The sequence below is a fragment of the Mannheimia sp. genome (assembly GCF_056854775.1).
Map to the genome: position 1 here is coordinate 1 of NZ_JBXGGI010000110.1, position 18,270 is coordinate 18,270.

General features: G+C 38.9%; 19 protein-coding genes. 11 read left to right on the forward strand and 8 right to left on the reverse strand.

What is annotated here, in order from left to right; translation table 11 throughout:
• Nucleotides 1–585, reverse strand: a 585-nt coding sequence (locus ACJHV0_RS07785; RefSeq protein ID WP_483133840.1) for an MBL fold metallo-hydrolase, incomplete at its 3' end; no start/stop codon positions are given.
• A 142-nt stretch (nt 586–727) separates the two neighbouring features.
• Here ACJHV0_RS07785 and ACJHV0_RS07790 point away from each other — a divergent pair.
• Nucleotides 728–1,687: a GlxA family transcriptional regulator gene (locus ACJHV0_RS07790; RefSeq protein WP_283386986.1), complete on the forward strand. Its 960-nt coding sequence runs from the start codon at nt 728–730 to the stop codon at nt 1,685–1,687.
• Here ACJHV0_RS07790 and ACJHV0_RS07795 read toward each other — a convergent pair.
• Nucleotides 1,676–2,587: a LysO family transporter gene (locus ACJHV0_RS07795; RefSeq protein WP_334232017.1), complete on the reverse strand. Its 912-nt coding sequence runs from the start codon at nt 2,585–2,587 to the stop codon at nt 1,676–1,678. The genes ACJHV0_RS07790 and ACJHV0_RS07795 overlap by 12 nt on opposite strands.
• Nucleotides 2,588–2,708: 121 nt before the next feature.
• Between ACJHV0_RS07795 and dinB the strand changes: the two genes are divergently transcribed.
• Complete coding sequence (dinB, locus tag ACJHV0_RS07800) at nt 2,709–3,791, forward strand: DNA polymerase IV (RefSeq protein WP_483133841.1); 1,083 nt, start codon at nt 2,709–2,711, stop codon at nt 3,789–3,791.
• A gap of 87 nt (nt 3,792–3,878) precedes the next feature.
• The gene (htpX, locus tag ACJHV0_RS07805) at nt 3,879–4,748 is read left to right on the forward strand and encodes a protease HtpX (RefSeq protein WP_025235465.1); all 870 of its coding nucleotides are present in this window, start codon (nt 3,879–3,881) and stop codon (nt 4,746–4,748) included.
• A 57-nt stretch (nt 4,749–4,805) separates the two neighbouring features.
• Here the strand turns inward: htpX and ACJHV0_RS07810 are convergent, their stop codons facing one another.
• Entirely contained in the window at nt 4,806–5,297 is a 492-nt protein-coding gene (locus ACJHV0_RS07810) for a YqaA family protein (RefSeq protein ID WP_483133842.1), read from the reverse strand.
• A gap of 199 nt (nt 5,298–5,496) precedes the next feature.
• On the opposite strand from ACJHV0_RS07810, the gene focA reads away from it, so the two are divergent.
• The 4 genes from focA (at nt 5,497) to ACJHV0_RS07830 (ending at nt 11,142) form a co-directional block, all read left to right on the forward strand.
• Complete coding sequence (gene focA / locus ACJHV0_RS07815) at nt 5,497–6,321, forward strand: formate transporter FocA (RefSeq protein WP_025235467.1); 825 nt, start codon at nt 5,497–5,499, stop codon at nt 6,319–6,321.
• 89 nt (nt 6,322–6,410) lie between these two features.
• A complete protein-coding gene (pflB, locus tag ACJHV0_RS07820) occupies nt 6,411–8,735 on the forward strand; it encodes a formate C-acetyltransferase (RefSeq protein ID WP_188157557.1) in 2,325 nt (774 codons plus the stop codon).
• Nucleotides 8,736–8,887: 152 nt separating this feature from the next.
• Nucleotides 8,888–9,913, forward strand: coding sequence for a virulence RhuM family protein (locus ACJHV0_RS07825; RefSeq protein ID WP_483133843.1), 1,026 nt, complete (start codon nt 8,888–8,890; stop codon nt 9,911–9,913).
• A 125-nt stretch (nt 9,914–10,038) separates the two neighbouring features.
• Nucleotides 10,039–11,142 carry an adenosylhomocysteinase gene (locus ACJHV0_RS07830; RefSeq protein WP_483133844.1) on the forward strand — a complete coding sequence of 368 codons (1,104 nt, stop codon included), beginning with the start codon at nt 10,039–10,041 and terminating at the stop codon, nt 11,140–11,142.
• Nucleotides 11,143–11,239: 97 nt separating this feature from the next.
• Here the strand turns inward: ACJHV0_RS07830 and ACJHV0_RS07835 are convergent, their stop codons facing one another.
• From ACJHV0_RS07835 to ACJHV0_RS07855, 5 genes are read right to left on the reverse strand one after another with little or no spacing between them, the layout of a single operon-like run.
• Nucleotides 11,240–11,614, reverse strand: coding sequence for a hypothetical protein (locus ACJHV0_RS07835; RefSeq protein WP_483133845.1), 375 nt, complete (start codon nt 11,612–11,614; stop codon nt 11,240–11,242).
• A gap of 9 nt (nt 11,615–11,623) precedes the next feature.
• A complete protein-coding gene (locus ACJHV0_RS07840) occupies nt 11,624–12,364 on the reverse strand; it encodes a hypothetical protein (protein ID WP_483133846.1) in 741 nt (246 codons plus the stop codon).
• A gap of 31 nt (nt 12,365–12,395) precedes the next feature.
• Nucleotides 12,396–12,653, reverse strand: coding sequence for a hypothetical protein (locus tag ACJHV0_RS07845; RefSeq protein WP_483133847.1), 258 nt, complete (start codon nt 12,651–12,653; stop codon nt 12,396–12,398).
• A gap of 1 nt (nt 12,654) precedes the next feature.
• Nucleotides 12,655–13,029, reverse strand: coding sequence for a hypothetical protein (locus ACJHV0_RS07850; protein WP_483133848.1), 375 nt, complete (start codon nt 13,027–13,029; stop codon nt 12,655–12,657).
• A complete protein-coding gene (locus ACJHV0_RS07855) occupies nt 13,026–13,493 on the reverse strand; it encodes a thermonuclease family protein (protein ID WP_483133849.1) in 468 nt (155 codons plus the stop codon). The genes ACJHV0_RS07850 and ACJHV0_RS07855 overlap by 4 nt, the downstream gene beginning before the upstream one ends.
• A gap of 189 nt (nt 13,494–13,682) precedes the next feature.
• Here ACJHV0_RS07855 and ACJHV0_RS07860 point away from each other — a divergent pair, with 189 nt between their 5' ends.
• From ACJHV0_RS07860 to ACJHV0_RS07875, 4 genes are all read left to right on the forward strand, one after another.
• Nucleotides 13,683–14,015 carry a helix-turn-helix domain-containing protein gene (locus tag ACJHV0_RS07860; RefSeq protein WP_188157559.1) on the forward strand — a complete coding sequence of 111 codons (333 nt, stop codon included), beginning with the start codon at nt 13,683–13,685 and terminating at the stop codon, nt 14,013–14,015.
• Nucleotides 14,016–14,120: 105 nt separating this feature from the next.
• Nucleotides 14,121–14,858 carry a pyruvate formate lyase 1-activating protein gene (pflA, locus tag ACJHV0_RS07865; RefSeq protein WP_483133850.1) on the forward strand — a complete coding sequence of 246 codons (738 nt, stop codon included), beginning with the start codon at nt 14,121–14,123 and terminating at the stop codon, nt 14,856–14,858.
• A 46-nt stretch (nt 14,859–14,904) separates the two neighbouring features.
• A complete protein-coding gene (prlC, locus tag ACJHV0_RS07870; RefSeq protein ID WP_483133851.1) occupies nt 14,905–16,974 on the forward strand; it encodes an oligopeptidase A in 2,070 nt (689 codons plus the stop codon).
• A 122-nt stretch (nt 16,975–17,096) separates the two neighbouring features.
• A complete protein-coding gene (locus tag ACJHV0_RS07875) occupies nt 17,097–18,254 on the forward strand; it encodes a chorismate mutase (protein ID WP_483133852.1) in 1,158 nt (385 codons plus the stop codon).
• Nucleotides 18,255–18,270: the final 16 nt, after the last annotated feature.

The following is an 18,270-nucleotide window of genomic DNA, read 5'->3' on the forward strand; positions in this document are numbered from 1 at the left end:
TTCTACCTGTTCATTCCAAATAGTATCGCCCACAATATAAAGGGTTTTCTCATTTTCAGATTTGAATACTACGCCCATTGCATTACCTAATAATTCAGCTAAAGCAGGGGTGGAATACATAGCATCTGTGCCGTGCTGACCACCTGTTTTAGATAATTTTACTTGTTTAAATTCCGTATTTTTACCGACTACTCGCACATCTTTAAATCCTTGAGCACGAATAATCTTAGCATCATTTGCATCCTGTACAAAAATCGGTAAATTTTTATCAATTAATTTTTGTGCAACTTCGTCCCAGTGATCATCGTGAGTATGCGTTACAATAACCGCATCTATACCTTTTAGAATATTTTCTACAGGTTCAGCCAGATCAATCATAGGATTGCGTTGTTCACTATTTTTAGTGCCGGCAAAACCGGCATATTTGCCTTTTTCAGCTAAGTAAGGATCAACTAAAAAAGTGGCATCGCCATAAGTTATTTTTGCCGTAGCGTTACGAATATGTTGATAACTAATTTCAGCATTTGCTGTACTGATAAGCATTGAGCTTAATGTGAGAGAAGCAAGAGTAGCTTTTAATTTCATAATATTTCCTTTATGTGAGATTTCATTAAAAATGACTGCTTGTTGATGAGGGGTATTATCGGCAAAAATAGCAGTAAGAAATATTGACTTTTAGAGCAGTAATCGAAAGAATTGGGTCAATTTTATTTGTTAGGAAAAAATAATGAATTTGCCTAAAGTCGCTTTTGTGCTTTACCCAAATTTCAATCCTATCGTTCTCGTACCTCCGCAAATGATTTTTATGGCGGAGATAGATGGATTGCCACTTTTTGAATGCAAAACGGTTTCAGAAGAACAACTGCAAGCGGTCGGAAATGGTGGGAAAATTACAATTTCTGCCGATGAGGATTTAAATTACTTAGATGAAGCAGATCTCATTGTTATTGCAGGGTGGGCAGATCTTAATACACCACCTAGCTCACTATTTAGCGAGGCTTTACAACGAAACTATCAGCGTGGTGCAACAATTATAGGTCTATGTTATGGCACTTATGCGTTAGCTTATAGTGGTTTATTAAACGGCAAGATGGCGGCAACACATTGGCTTGCTGAAGCTGATTTCAGTCAGCGTTTTCCACAGATAAAACTAGATTTAAATGCTCTTTATGTTGAACAAGATAGGTTAATTACTTCTGCTGGAGCAATGGCTGGTTTAGATTGTTGCTTAGCTATTGTACGAAAATTTCACGGTGTGAAAGTAAGTAATCGTTTAGCAAGAATGTTGGTTTCTGCTCCTCATAGAGATGGGGGACAGGCACAGTTTATTGAACAGCCGATTGCAACACGAACCAATAACCAAACTATCAATCAATTATTGGATTTTCTAAGAGAAAATTTAAATAATGCACATACTATTGATGAACTTGCTGAACGTTTAGCAATGAGTCGTAGTACCTTTACTCGCCATTTTCGTAAAGCGACAGGTATGGCAGTAGGCGAATGGTTAATAGAAACTCGCTTGCAACGGGGAAGAGAATTATTGGAGAGCAGTGATTTGAGTATAGAGCAAATTGCAGCAGAAATAGGCTTTCAAACGGCTACTTCTTTCCGCCAACATTTTAAAACTAAACATTTTGTTAGCCCAAGTCAATGGAGGCGGAATTTCGGTAGTTTAACCCTCTAACCCAATAAAAATCGCCAATAATAACGGGGCGGCTAAATTGACGATAAAGCCGAAACTAATGGCAAGTGGCACAATTTGAATACCGCCCGATTTTTGAATGATTGGGAGCATACAGTCAAGAGAGGTTGCTCCACCAATGCCGACTGCGGTTGAGGGGAATTGTCGCATAAAGAGCGGTATTAAAAACAGACATAAAATTTCACGAGAAATATCATTAAAAAAAGCAATACTGCCGTAAATCGGACCCCAAGCATCGTTCACCAGCACACTTGAAAGGGAATACCAACCGAAAGCAGACGCAAAGGTTAAGCCTTTAGCAAGTGAAATATTGAGTAAAAATGAGGCAATTATGCCACCAATTAGCGAGCTTGCAATCATCACAATTGAAGTGTAAATGCCCCGTTTGTTAAAGAATACTTCTCGCAATGGAATACCGCTATTGCGAAGCTGAATACCCACCCCGAAAATCATCACTTCTAAAACATAAGTGCTTGCGTGTAAAGGGAAATCTACAGAGCCTTTAGTGTAATAGCCAATAATGCCGCCTAATAAGGTTACGCCGATTAATTTAAAGGAATCAATGAGTAAATGCAGACGAGAAGGGAGTTCGTCTTGGCTGATTTGCTCTCTTTTCATTGGTTGTAATCTGTCGTAAATCACTAAACCTGCAATGTTTGAGAGAAGCAAAATAGCAACTAAACTAAACGCCATTCCGCCGATTTGTGGCAACTCGGTTAAGATGTTGTCAATTTGCCCGAGCGAAATCCCCATCACCAACAAAATCAGGTAAAGGCAGATGTTCACGACTTTATTGACAATCGCCATATAGCGGTGGTTTTTAACGGTGATTAGATAACCAAGAAAAAGGGGAATTAGCACAATGGCTAAACCGTAGAGCATTTTTTATCCTTTTTTAATATTGATTTAATCTTGAAATTTTAACAATAAGGGCATAAAATAAAACTGTTTTTATATACAGTTGTTTTATTGCAAGCGGTGTGATTGTTGGGGAATTTTGCAAATGTCGAATCAAAGCAAAAGTCAGCGGAAAATTATCCATATTGATATGGATTGCTTTTATGCTGCGGTGGAAATGCGGGAAAATCCGTCTTTGGTCGGCAAGCCGGTGGCGGTAGGTGGCAGTGCAAATCAACGTGGTGTGCTGACAACTTGCAATTACGAAGCTCGAAAATTTGGCTTGCATAGTGCGATGGCGACCGCAACCGCCTTGAAAAAATGCCCGAATTTAATTTTATTGCCGGTGAATATGCCGTTGTATAAAGCGGTTTCTGCCCAAATTCACCAAATTTTTCATCGCTATACTGATATTATCGAAGCCCTTTCCCTTGATGAGGCCTATTTAGATGTGAGTGATTGCGAGCTTTATTCAGGTTCTGCCACTTGGATTGCAGAGGCTATCCGTAATGATATTTTCAATGAACTGAAATTAACCGCCTCTGCCGGCGTTGCTCCGCTGAAATTTTTAGCCAAAATTGCCTCCGATCAAAACAAACCTAACGGGCAGTTTGTGATTACCCCTGATGGAGTGCAAAATTTTGTGAAAAATCTACCGCTTGCAAAAATCCCCGGCGTAGGCAAAGTAACTAATGAAAAATTAAAGCAGCTTGGTTTTGAAACCTGTGGCGATATTCAGCAAGCAGAAAAAGCGATGATTTACCGTGAATTTGGTAAATTTGGACAAAGATTGTGGGATTTTAGCCACGGCATAGACGAAAGAGTAGTAGAGCCTTATCGCCCAAGAAAGTCATTAGCGGTAGAAAATACGTTACTTGATGATATTTGGACGTTTGAGCAAGCCAAATCAGTGATTGCGGAGCTATTTGATAAATTAGCATTTAGAATTCAGCGGAACTGGTCAGGTGTGCCGTTAGCTGAATTTAAAAAATTAGGCATAAAATTGAAGTTTGATGACTTTACCCAAACCACGCTTGAGCGAACTACCGAAGGCTTTGCCTACCAGCGATTTGAGGAATTATTAGAGCAAATTTTTGTCCGTAGAAATAAGCGAAAAATCCGCTTAATCGGCTTAAATGTGCATTTTCCCGAGAAAAAAGTAAATAAGCAGTTAAATTTATGGGAATAATTGTGAACAAACTCTTGAATTTGCTGACAAAAGCATTATCTTAATTAGGCAACATTGCATCTATTATTTTTGGAGATTTACAACATTATGGCAAAACGTGTCATTTTATTCTTATTAACCAACTTAGCGATTACCTTTGTTTTAGGGATTGTTTTAAATATTATTTTTAATGTAACCGGTATTCAAGGGCAAAGCGTTGGTGGGATTTTAATTCTTTCTTTAGTATTTGGTTTCAGTGGTTCTTTAATTTCCCTGTTTTTATCTAAATCAATGGCGTTACGCTCAGTTGGGGCAGAAGTAATTAAACAACCTCGTAATGAAGCGGAACAATGGTTATTCAACACTGTTCAACGCCAAGCACAGCAAGCAAATATCCCGATGCCGGATATTGCCATTTACCACTCAGCAGATGTAAACGCATTTGCAACAGGGGCAACAAAGAGCAATTCGTTAGTTGCGGTAAGTACAGGTTTACTTAACTCAATGACCCAAGATGAAGCGGAAGCGGTAGTCGCACACGAAGTGGCACACATTGCTAACGGCGATATGGTAACAATGACGCTTTTACAAGGTGTATTAAATACCTTTGTGATTTTCTTAGCTCGTATTATTTCAACTGCTGCGGCAAGTTCTCGTGATGAAAACGGTAACTCAAGCACTAATACGTTAGTGTTTTGGGTGGTAGATATTGTGTTGCAGATGGTATTTGGTGTATTAGCAACAATGATTGCAATGTGGTTCTCCCGCCATCGTGAATTCCGTGCAGATGCAGGTTCGGCTCAGTTAGTAGGTAAAGAGAAAATGATTGCAGCTTTACAACGTTTGCAGCGTATTCACGAGCCACAAGAGTTGCACGGTTCTCTTGCTGCGTTTATGATTAATGGTGCACGTGGTAAAGAATTATTTATGAGCCACCCACCGTTAGAAAAACGTATCGAAGCGTTAAGAGGCTTATAATTAAATACAAGCGGTTGTTTTTTGTAAAAAATTTACTAAAAACAACCGCTTTGTTCTTTATAAAACATACTTCAAAACAGGGTAGAGTGTTGCCAGTAGAAAGAGGTATCGCAATAGCTTGCCAATTACAATAAGTATAATGCTTTGCCAAAGATTGAATCTGAGCCAGCCTGCTACCCCACAGAAAATATCGCCAACAATGGGTAGCCAACTAAAAAGTAAGACTAAAATGCCATATTTTTTACTTTTTTCTAATGCCCATTGTGTATAGCGACGATCCGTTTTTTTCGGGTGAGGTACTAACAAGCCCATAGCATAAGTAATTAAGCTACCCAAGCTGTTTCCTAAGGTAGCAACAGTTACTAAAGCAAATAATGATGGGTAAGGTGTTTCATTTGACACAATATGCTGGCTTGCAAGTGTGGTAAAAATGATCTCAGAATTTCCCGGCAATAGGGTTGAGCTGAGTAGCCCGCTAAAAAACATTGTAATGAGTTGGTTTTGTTCAGAGAAGAATAAGCTGAAAAATGAAGTGAGATATTCTGTCATAAATTTATTGTTAATTTGTTAATATTTTGTTTGTTCAAATTTGATTAAATGTTGTGCTTTTAAGGGATTTTGTTCTACATCAAAAAAAAGAGTAGAAATACCTCTGATTATGTAAGATTTTATTTAAAGATGAAACGAAGAGGTCTATAATTCCTTCAAAATATATCGGTTTTTCAATTCTCATAATTAAGGTTATCTGATGTTTTCTCCTGCTGAAATGGCAAAAATCGCAGAAGATGGTGCGGTTTATAAAGCAACAAAAAATCAATTTTATTCCTTTCTTTCTGCCATTACTGCAGGCGGTTTTATTGCAATAGCTTTTGTATTTTATACTACAACCCAAGTAGGTGCGAGTGGAATGCCTTGGGGTGTTGCTAAGCTGATTGGCGGTTTGGTTTTCTCGCTTGGCGTTATTATGTGTGTGGTATTTGGAGCAGAATTGTTTACCTCTTCAACCCTTACGATTGTGGCGAGAGCAAGTAAAAGAATTAACTGGCTACAAATGTTTAAAAACTGGGTAGTGGTTTATTTTGGTAACTTTGTCGGTGCAATTTCAATTGTATTGCTTGTGTGGTTTAGCGGTCAGATTATGGCGGCTAAAGGGCAATGGGGCTTGGTTATTTTAAATACGGCACAGCATAAAATTCATCACGCTTGGTTTGAAGCATTCTGTTTAGGTATTTTCTGTAACATTATGGTATGTATCGCAGTGTGGATGTCTTATGCAGGTAAAAGCCTAACCGATAAAGCCTTTATTATGATGTTGCCAATTGCAATGTTCGTTGCCTCCGGTTTTGAACACTGTGTGGCAAATATGTTTATGATTCCAATGGGAATTGCAATTTCTCATTTTGCCGCTCCGGAGTTTTGGACGGCAATTAATGTTGATCCTGCACAATTTGCGGATTTAGATTTATCTCATTTTGTATTTAAGAACCTTATTCCTGCTACATTAGGCAATATTGTGGGTGGCGTTTTCTTCATTGGCTTAATGCAGTGGTTCTTATACATTAGAAAGCACTAAGATTTTAGATTCAAGCGGTCAAATTTTTGCAAAATTTTACCAAAAATTAACCGCTTCCCGTTTTAACTTACTAACATAGAGGACTTAAAATGACTCAATTAACAGACGCTCAACAAAAAGCGTGGGAAGGTTTTGCCGCCGGCGATTGGCAAACTGAAGTAAATGTGCGTGATTTTATCCAAAAAAACTACACACCGTATGAAGGCGATGAATCTTTCCTAGCTGAAGTAACACCTGCAACAAGTAAATTGTGGGCAGATGTAATGGAAATGATTAAAGTCGAAAACAAAACGCACGAACCGTACGATATTGATTGCGATACTCCATCAACCATTACTTCACACGCACCGGGTTATATTGATAAATCATTAGAAAAAATCGTGGGTCTTCAAACTGATGCTCCGTTAAAACGTGCGATTATGCCGTTTGGTGGAATCAATATGGTAAAAGGCTCTTGTCAGGTATATCGTCGTGAACTTAAACCTGAAGTTGAAAAAATCTTTACTGAATACCGTAAAACCCACAACCAAGGCGTATTTGATGTTTACACACCGGATATTTTACGTTGCCGTAAATCAGGCGTAATTACCGGCTTACCGGATGCTTATGGTCGTGGTCGTATCATTGGGGACTACCGCCGTATGGCACTTTACGGTGCAGATTTCTTAATGAAAGATAAACAACGTCAGTTTGCTTCATTACAAGCTCGTTTAGAATCCGGTGAAGATATTCAAGCAACTATTCAATTGCGTGAAGAAATTGCCGAGCAACACCGTGCGTTAGGCAAAATGAAAGAGATGGCGGCAAGCTATGGTTACGATATTTCTAAACCGGCAACCAATGCACAAGAAGCGGTACAATGGACTTATTTTGCTTACCTTGCAGCGGTTAAATCGCAAAACGGTGCGGCAATGTCATTCGGTCGTGTATCTTCATTCTTAGATATTTATATTGAGCGTGATTTAAAAGCAGGCAAAATCACCGAACAAGAAGCTCAAGAGTTGATCGACCACTTAGTAATGAAATTGCGTATGGTGCGTTTCTTACGTACACCTGAATACGATCAATTATTCTCAGGCGACCCAATGTGGGCAACTGAGACCTTAGCAGGTATGGGGTTAGATGGTCGTACTTTAGTAACGAAAAACAGCTTCCGTATTTTACACACGCTTTACACAATGGGTCCTTCTCCGGAGCCAAACTTAACCATTCTTTGGTCTGAACAGTTACCGGAAGCGTTTAAACGTTACTGTGCAAAAGTATCTATTGATACCTCATCAGTACAATATGAAAACGATGACTTAATGCGTCCGGATTTCCAAAATGATGACTATGCGATTGCGTGCTGCGTAAGCCCAATGATTGTAGGTAAAATGATGCAATTCTTCGGTGCTCGTGCAAACTTAGCGAAAACCTTGTTATACGCAATCAATGGTGGTATTGATGAGAAATCAGGCGACCAAGTTGGTCCAAAATCTGAAGCAATCACAAGCGAATACTTAGATTACGATGACGTAATGACTCGCTTAGACAGCTTTATGGACTGGTTAGCAACGCAATACGTTACTGCTTTAAACATCATTCACTTTATGCACGATAAATATGCATACGAAGCGGCATTAATGGCACTTCACGATCGTGATGTATTCCGTACAATGGCGTGTGGTATTGCAGGTTTATCTGTGGCGGCTGACTCACTTTCAGCGATCAAATATGCGAAAGTAAAACCAATCCGTACAGATATTGAAATCAAAAATAAAGCAGGTGAAGTAGTTGGCGTAGCGAAAAATGTAGCAACTGACTTTGAGATTGAAGGCGAATATCCACAATTTGGTAACAACGACAACCGTGTAGATGACATTGCTGTTGATTTAGTTGAACGTTTTATGAAGAAAATTCAAAAACTTAAAACATACCGCAACGCAACCCCAACTCAGTCTGTTCTTACTATCACATCTAATGTGGTTTACGGTAAGAAAACAGGTAATACGCCAGATGGTCGCCGTTCAGGTGCTCCATTCGGACCGGGTGCAAACCCAATGCACGGACGTGACCAAAAAGGTGCGGTTGCTTCATTAACTTCTGTGGCTAAATTACCGTTTGCTTATGCGAAAGATGGTATCTCTTATACCTTCTCAATCGTACCAAATGCGTTAGGTAAAGATTATGAAGCACAAAAACGTAACCTTGCGGGCTTAATGGACGGCTACTTCCACCACGAAGCAACAGTAGAGGGTGGTCAGCACTTAAATGTGAACGTATTAAATCGCGATACATTATTAGATGCGGTAGAACACCCAGAGAAATACCCACAATTAACCATTCGTGTATCAGGTTACGCGGTACGTTTCAACTCTTTAACCAAAGAGCAACAAATGGACGTAATTACCCGTACCTTTACTGAAAGTATGTAATAGCAATTTGCAAAACTTTTAGAAAAATCAACCGCTTTTGGCATTTATGCCACAAGCGGTTTTTTTGTGATCTCGCTCGAAAAAATAGTTATTCATTTACACAGCTGTAGAAATATTGTTTATAATTACAGTGTTCTATATGGGAGAAAGAGATGTCTAAGCAAGATTTAATTCGTTCCTCTGTGGCAGAATATCTGACCTTTATCACGGCAACAGGGGAAAGCCAAGTTGATGCTATTTACTCTGATGAAAATGTTTGGCTAAGCCAAAAAATGATGGGAGTACTTTATGAGGTAGAGTCTCATACTATTACTTACCATTTACAAAAAATATTTTTTGATAAGGAATTAGATGAAAATTCAGTTACTCGAAAATTTCGAGTAACTGCCCAAGACGGAAAAAACTACCAGACGAAGCACTATAATTTATCTGCCATTATCGCAGTAGGTTATAAAGTTAATTCCGAGCGAGCAGTGCAGTTTCGCAAATGGGCGACTGAAATTGTACAGAGCTTTGCGATTAAAGGCTTTGCGATGGACGATGAACGGCTAAAAAATGACGGCACGATTTTAGGCAAAAAATACTTTGAAGAACAGCTCGCCCGCATTCGGGAAATTCGATTATCCGAACGCAAGTTCTACCAAAAAATCACCGACATTTATGCAACCGCAGTGGATTACGACCGCACCGCCACTGCAACCAAACGCTTTTTTGCTACAGTACAAAATAAATTGCACTGGGCAATTCACGGACATACTGCTGCTGAACTGATTATGGCAAGAGCCAATGCCGAAAAACCGAATATGGGGCTAACGAATTGGAAAGACGCTCCGCAGGGTAAAATTTACCCCTTTGATGTAGTCGTTGCCAAAAATTACCTGTCTGACAATGAGCTGGCACAATTACAACGGCTGGTATCGGCTTATTTAGATATGGCAGAAGATATGGCAGAACGCCAAATTCCTATGACAATGGCAGATTGGGAAACCCGTCTCAATCGCTTTCTTGCCGCTACCGACCGAGAAATTTTACAAGATGCCGGCAAAGTTACTGCTGAAATCGCTAAATCGTTTGCCTTAAGCGAATTTGAAAAATACCGAGTGAAACAAGATTTGAGTTATGAAAGTGATTTTGACTTACTGGTAAAAGAGATCGCAGCCAAATACCACGCAGGTTAGGTTTGCAAATTTTTACGGAAAACTGACCGCTTACAAGCGGTGAAAATAGGTTTAAAAAATGCAAAAATTTAAATATAGCGTATAATTCCAATATGTTATTAATTTGTTTATATAAGGTTTCTTTAATGTATCAAAATTTTTCTGCTGAATTAAATTGGGCAACACTACATATGACCCGTACACGTGCGGCTGTTGAGGCTTTACCTGATTTATCTCACGTCCGCTTGGCGTGCAATATGCACTTAGATTTGAAAATGGCTCCGTTAGTGAAAGGTTTGCTAGATAAAGGGGCAAAAGTGTTTTTAACCACTTGTAATCCAACTACAGTTCAAGATGATGTTGTAGCCTATTTAGTTGAACACGGTGCAGATGCTCACGCTTGGCGAAATATGTCCAATGCCGACTGGCACGAAAGTTTCCAAAAAGCAGTAGATTGGCAGCCAACCCATTTATGCGAAATGGGGTCGGATTTAACCTCGCTGATTCATTCAAAAGGCTTACAAACAGGCGTGAAAGCAGGATTGGAGGCAACAGGTTCTGGCGTGAATCGCTTAAATGGTTTGAAACCTTATTACCCGATTTTCAACTGGGACGATTTGCCAGTGAAAGAAGGTTTACACAACCGCCATATGGTTGGTTTGACAGCGTGGCATACTTTTTTACAAGCTACTCACTTAAGCCTACACGAAAAAACGGTAGTCGTTATCGGCTATGGTTTGGTAGGGCAAGGTGTAGCAGCATCAGCAAAAGCCTACGGCGGTAAAGTGATTGTGGCTGAATTAGATCGTGCCAGAGCGTTACAAGCCGAATATGACGGCTGGATGGTAATGCCGCTTGCTGAGGCAATCAAAATTTCCGATGTGGTTGCCACCGCAACAGGGGCGAAAAACGTGCTTTCAGGCAAGATGATTGAACAGGCGAAATCAGGCTTATTTATTTTAAACGTCGGACATGTTGCCGAAGAAATTGATGTGCCGTTCTTAAAACAGCACCCAATGAGCGTGCCAATGCCGTATGTGAATGCTTACCAAGTGGGCGAGAAAACCGTTTACCTATTGGCAGACGGCTCAATGTTTAACCTCACAGCAGGTTATGGCGACAGTATTAATGCTTTTGATGTAACTTTAGCGGTAATGGCAAGCGGTATCGGGCATATTGTCGGCGAAGGTGAAAAGGCAGAAAAAGAGGTTTACTTACTACCGAAAACTGTTTGGCAAAAAGTGTTATAAAATCGACCGCTTGTTAAGCGGTTGGAATAGCCTTAAAACAACATACTTTAAAATAAAACAGCCCTGAATTGGGCTGTTTTTCAATAAATTGAGAGAGCTAAATACAATAAACTTGCTTTGAACCTTTCGCTTTTGGTTGGTAACACTGACCTCTAAAGTGAGCGGGAATACCTTTTAATCGTTTCACTTCTTTCGCCTCTTTCCTATTGATATAAGCATCAGTTTGATAGCCGTTACCACCCGTTGTCATTGCCAGATTGATATTGATGAAACTCACCACCGTGCCATTTGCAAAAGTATGGCTCTGTTCTTGCATTCCGTTTGAGCAATTTTCGACTTTGCTTTCGGTTAGCTTACCGTTTTTAAGATAGTAACCGGTGGAATAACGTTTCCCTTGTCCGTAATCTTCATCGTAGGCGAGGGTTGGTAGGGAAATGCTAAGTGCGAATAAAGTCAGCAAGTATTTTTTCATACTTCTTCCTTAAGAAAAAATCCGCTCAAAAAATGATTTTGGTTTCTCATACATGATTCCAGTTGCTTTCTTATGAAAGATAACTTTTACTGTTTTCTTTCTTATAGTAATAGAGTGCTCTAGATCAGAAATATATTTTCCATCATTACTGTTTATTTTACTAAGTAGCATTTTTAATGTTGGTTCTAGATCTTGAACCAGAACGTTCTTTTTGAGGTTGTTAAAATGGTTTATAAGTTGAAGTTTTAAAATACTATCATTTTGAGAAAGCCAGTTAAATCTATTTTCTAAAGATTGGTATTGAATTTTAGAAATTAAGTTTTTATCAAAGAAATCATTGATTTCCTTTTGTAATTGATTGATATTTATATCATAGCCAATATAAAAAATCTTGGTTATTTCATCAGATGATTTTTCTTCTAAATAATCATATAGGCTTTCTATTAATTTATATTTAATCTCTAATGGCATAAACATAGGTAATATTTTGAAAAATCTTTCAGCAACGATGCCACTCATTTCAACATTACCATCTTTCCATTTTTTTAATGTCTTTTCTGCATATAATCTGGCGGACCTAGCTCCTCCCTTTTTCTTTTGTTCTTCTAGGCTGACTATATATTCATATTTGTCAAAGATAGGATGTAATTCATCATCAGATAGCGAATACAAATAATTTTTTACATCATGAATTGAACCACCTAATTCATTTTCTAATTTCTGAAAAGCCTCTATATGCTTTTCCGCCATATATACGCCTACTGGTTTTATATAACGATATCTATATACCATTTTTTATAAAAATCCTTTTGAGTTTATCTAGGTAATTATCAGAACGGATAAAAAATGTGATTTTTATACCACCAATATAGAAATCTTTAGACATAGAATATTTTTTTATCTTCATTTCAGAGAGTTCTTTATCCCTACCAATGAGTTCTTTTAAGTATAATTCTATATCTTGTTTTTGTAATTCAGTAACATTTAATGAATTTATAATTACATTTATATCTGAATACTGATTTACTCTAATTTTCATACTATTTACCTATTAAGTACGCAATTGCAACAATAGCAAATAAAGCAAATGCTCCTAAATATAACTTAGTTTGACTTTCTGAACTTCTAGCATCTTTTGTTATTATTGTTGTTGTAGTATCGCCGTGTTTAATCTGAGATTTTGCTTCAAAAGAAGATCCAGAATTAGTTGCAGTCTTTGCAGCATTATTTAGTATATTAATTTTGCTGGAAAGATCATTTCGATCTATTTCACCTTTTACAGAATGGCTATGTAGCTTAATCATTCCTTTTGAAAACTCTTTAGCTAAGCCTTTCTTTTCTTCTGGTGTCAAAGAAGATATAAGACCTTTTTGAAAAGAAGCAAGAGAGGTATTATTTTCAGTACTATTATTCATTTTGTATTACTCCGTTGTTTATCTGGGGAAATAAATTCTTTAGCCCAAGCACCTAATTTTTCTTTTTGTGCAAATTCTTCATCTTGAATATAATCACTTGAATATTTTCTATATGCTTTAGCCCAACCTTGTTTTACCATCATTTTACTGACGTCAATTCCATCTACTTTGCAAATTGAAATACTTCTAGAATATCTATCATAAGATTGATGAGTACATTCAATATTCTTACCTGTTAGTAAAAAAGTAAGGTATTCAGAGGATAATTTTCCACAATCAAATTCATCATTATGTTTATAGCATTTTTGCCCTTTTTCAAAGGCATCTACACCATACAAACGTATTTTCTTATCATTAAGCTCAAAGGTATCTCCATCTATAACTCTAATTTGATTACGAATTTCTAATATTTGATTTGATTGAGTTTTATACGATTTTTTATCAGAAATAGCTATTCCAAGCATAGCAATGCTGATGACACAGGTTAATAAAATATATATAAACTTATTTATATGCATAAAGATGGATAATTTGAAATTAAAATATGCTTTCTAGGCATTTAATATCGTAATTCTATGCCTTATAGCATATTCAGTCAATGCAATAAATCACAAAAAATATGCCTAAAATGAATAATCTTAGTAGGCAGTAAAATGGCACAACCAGTTGCATCAGACATCGACCGTCTTGTCGGTCAACGCATTCAACAAAAACGGAGAGAAATGGGCTATTCGGCGGAGAGATTGTCGGAGTATGTGGATATTTCCCAACCACAGCTTTCACGCTATGAACGAGGGGCAAATAAGATCAACGTGGCACATTTGGTGGCGATTGCTACTTTTTTGAAAACGCCGATCAGTTACTTTTTTGCCGATTGTATGGAAGGATTCGATTGGAATAGCGATGAAGCCGACCGTTATTGGCAGGAATTAACCCAAACGCAAAAATCGCTATTAGTTGATTTTCTGAAAGAGATCAAAAAGTAGGTGAGATTTCTCGCTGAGTAAAGTTTGATGGCTTGATTTATTTCTGCGAACAATCTAAAAATTTGCTACAATTTGGCAAAATTTTTTGAGGTCTGAGGTAAGTAAATGTCTATTGCTCGTTATCACTCCTACGAATCTTGCGGCACGGTAGATGGCCCGGGGATTCGTTTTATTCTTTTCTTGCAAGGCTGTTTAATGCGTTGTAAATATTGCCATAATCGTGATACTTGGGATTTGGACGGTGGCAAGGAAATCAGCGTAGAAGAACTGATGAAAGAAGTGACTACCTACAAGCATTTTATGAAAGCGACCGGTGGTGGTGTGACTGCCTCGGGTGGCGAGGCGGTGTTGCAAATGGAGTTTGTACGTGACTGGTTCAGAGCCTGTAAAGCGGAAGGCATTAACACCTGCTTAGATACCAACGGCTTTGTTCGCCATTACAGCCCATTGGTAGATGAAATGTTGGAAGTAACCGATTTAGTGTTGCTCGATTTAAAACAGCTTAACGATGAAATTCACCAAGATTTAGTTGGTGTGTCTAATAAGCGTACCCTTGATTTTGCGCGCTATTTGCAAAAAATGAATAAGCCGACTTGGATCCGCTATGTGGTGGTACCGGGCTATACGGACGATGATGATTCTGCCCATCGCTTAGGACAATTTATTCAAGGAATGGAGAATATTGAGAAGGTGGAATTGTTGCCATACCACCGTTTAGGGGCTCATAAATGGGAAACGCTAGGCTATAAATATGAGCTGGACGGCGTGTTGCCACCACCAAAAGAAGATTTAGAACGTATCCAAAAAATTATTGAAAGCTACGGCCATAGCGTGAAATTTTAATGTAGGGGCGTATGGCATACGCCCGAAAATCATATAAGGAAAAACAATGTCTAACCCTCTTTTAAATTACACAGGCTTGCCTGAGTTTTCCAAAATCAAACCTGAACATATCAAACCTGCGGTGGAAGCCGTGATTAAAGAATGTCGTGAAACCATTGAGGCGGTGGCAAAAATTGAAAACCCAACGTGGGAAAATTTCTATATGCCACAAGCAATGGCGGGTGATAAATTCTCTCGTGCGTGGTCACCGGTCGGGCATTTGAATGGCGTTAAAAACTCCCCTGAATTGCGTGAAGAATATCAAGCCTGTTTACCATTATTATCGGAATACAGCACTTGGGCTGGGCAACATCAAGGCTTATATCAAGGCTATGTAAAACTAAAAAATAGCCCTGAATTTGCGAATTATTCCGCCGCACAGAAAAAAGCGATTGAAAACAGCCTACAAGATTTTGAATTATCAGGCATCTCTTTGCCTGCCGATAAACAAAAACGCTATGGCGAAATTTCCGCTCGTTTATCGGAACTTAGCTCACAATTTAGCAATAACGTGCTAGATGCCACAATGGGTTGGGATATTGTAATTACTGATGAATCCCAACTGAAAGGCTTGCCGGAATCGGCACTTGAAGCCGCAAAATTATCCGCTGAAAGCAAAGGCAAAAAAGGCTACCGCTTTACCCTTGAATTTCCAAGCTATCTGCCAGTGATGACTTACTGCGAAAACAAAGCACTACGTGAAGAAATGTACAGAGCTTTTGTAACCCGCGCCTCAGATCAAGGCCCAAATGCGGGAAAATGGGATAACAGTGCCATTATTGATGAAATCTTAAAATTACGCCACGAAAGATCACAACTGCTTGGCTTTAAAACCTATGCGGATTATTCCCTAGCCACTAAAATGGCAGAAAATCCGCAACAAGTATTGGATTTCTTAAACGATTTAGCCACTCGCTCAAAAGCACAAGGTAAAAACGAATTGTGCGAATTGAAAAAATTCACCAAAGAAAACTTTGGCGTAGAGCATTTGGATTTATGGGACATCACTTTCTACAGCGAAAAACAAAAACAAGCGTTATATTCAGTGAATGATGAAGAACTTCGCCCTTACTTCCCGGAAAATCGTGTGCTTTCAGGCTTGTTTGAAGTGATGAAACGTGTTTTCGGTATGCGTGTGGAAGAACAACAAGGTGTAGATGTTTGGCATAAAGATGTGCGTTTTTTCAATATTTTTGATAAAAATGACCGCTTGCGTGGTTCATTCTACCTTGATTTATACGCTCGAGAAAACAAACGTGGCGGGGCGTGGATGGACGATTGCATCAACCAAAAACGCTTGGCAGACGGTTCACTGCAAAAACCGGTTGCCTATTTAACCTGTAACTTTAACAAGCCGATTGGCGACAAACCGGCATTGTTTACTCACGATGAAGTCACCACTTTATTCCACGAATTTGGACACGGTATTCATCATATGCTGACTGAAATTGAGGTGGGCGATGTTGCCGGCATTAACGGCGTGCCGTGGGATGCGGTGGAATTACCAAGCCAATTCTTAGAAAACTGGTGTTGGGAAGAAGAGGCACTTGCCTTTATTTCAGGGCATTACGAAACCGGAGAGCCGTTACCAAAAGCGAAATTAGAGCAATTATTAGCGGCGAAAAACTTCCAAGCGGCGATGTTTGTATTACGCCAATTAGAGTTCGGCTTGTTCGATTTCCGCCTACACACCGAGTACGGCCCAAACAAACAAGGTCAAGTATTGGCATTGTTAAAAGAAGTGAAAGAAAAAGTGGCGGTGGCAAAAGGCGTGGAGTGGGCAAGAACCCCACACAGTTTCTCGCATATTTTTGCCGGTGGCTATGCAGCAGGCTACTACAGCTACTTATGGGCGGAAGTGCTTTCAGCAGATGCTTATTCACGTTTTGAGGAAGAAGGTATTTTCAATGCGGAAACCGGACAATCTTTCTTAGATAATATCTTAACCCGTGGCGGCTCAGAAGAGCCAATGGTGCTATTTGAACGCTTCAGAGGTAGAAAACCAACCCTTGATGCGTTACTCAGACACAAAGGGATTTGGGGTAACACGGCATCTGAAACCTGTGGTGCAAACTAGCGTTAAATGAAAACAACCAAGCGGTCAAAATTGCAAAATTTTTTGCAGATTTGACCGCTTGTCTTTTCTTTCTTTGGGAACAGGTTATAATTTCCAACATTAATTATAACGAGAACGTACCTATGTCTTTAGATTTATCCGATATTCGAACACAAATTACCACCCTTGATCGCAATTTATTAAAGCTACTTGCCGAACGCCACCGTTTGGCATTTGATGTGGTGCGTAGCAAGGAAATCACGCAAAAACCGCTGCGAGATTTAGAGCGTGAAAAAGCGTTATTGCAAGAATTAGTTAATTTTTCGGAAGCAGAGAATTATCAGCTCGATCCGCAATATGTTACCCAAATTTTCCAACGCATTATTGAAGATTCAGTGCTGACTCAGCAAACTTATCTGCAAAATAAACTCAATGCTCAAAAAGAAGATCAGACTTCCATCGCCTTTTTGGGAATACGAGGTTCCTATTCCAATATGGCTTCTCGTCAATTTGCCAAAAAATATCAAGGGGCGTTGCTGGAGCTAAGCTGTGGCTCTTTTGATGAAGTGTTTGAAAAAGTCAGTTCGGGCGAGGCGGAGTTTGGCGTGCTGCCACTCGAAAATACCACTTCAGGCTCTATCAATGAAGTCTATGATTTGTTGCAGCATACGGATTTAACCTTAGTGGGCGAGTTGGCTTATCCGATCAAACATTGTGTATTGGCAAACGGCAATGTGGATTTAGCGGAAGTAGATACCGTTTACACCCACCCACAGCCGGCACAGCAATGTAGCCAATTTTTGGCAACCCTAGATAAAGTGCATATCAAATATTGCGAAAGCAGCTCGCACGCAATGCAAATGGTGGCACGTTTGAATAAGCCGAATATTGTTGCATTAGGAAATGAAGATGGCGGTAAGCTCTATGGTTTAACTAGCATTAAAACCGAGATTGCCAATCAGCCGAATAATATCACCCGTTTTATTGTGTTATCTAAGGAAGCGGTGAAAGTCTCACCACAGGTACAAACTAAAACTTTATTATTGATGACTACCACTCAACAAGCCGGTGCATTGGTAGATGCGTTGATGGTATTCAAAACCCATAATATCCGTATGACAAAACTAGAATCTCGTCCGATTTATGGTAAGCCTTGGGAAGAGATGTTTTATGTGGAATTAGAAGCGAATATTCATTCCGAAAATACGCAAAAAGCGTTGATAGAACTTGAAGAAGTAACTAGCTATCTTAAAGTGTTAGGTTGCTACCCGAGTGAAATTATTGAGCCAGTGAAGCTTTAATCAATAAAAATGGTTC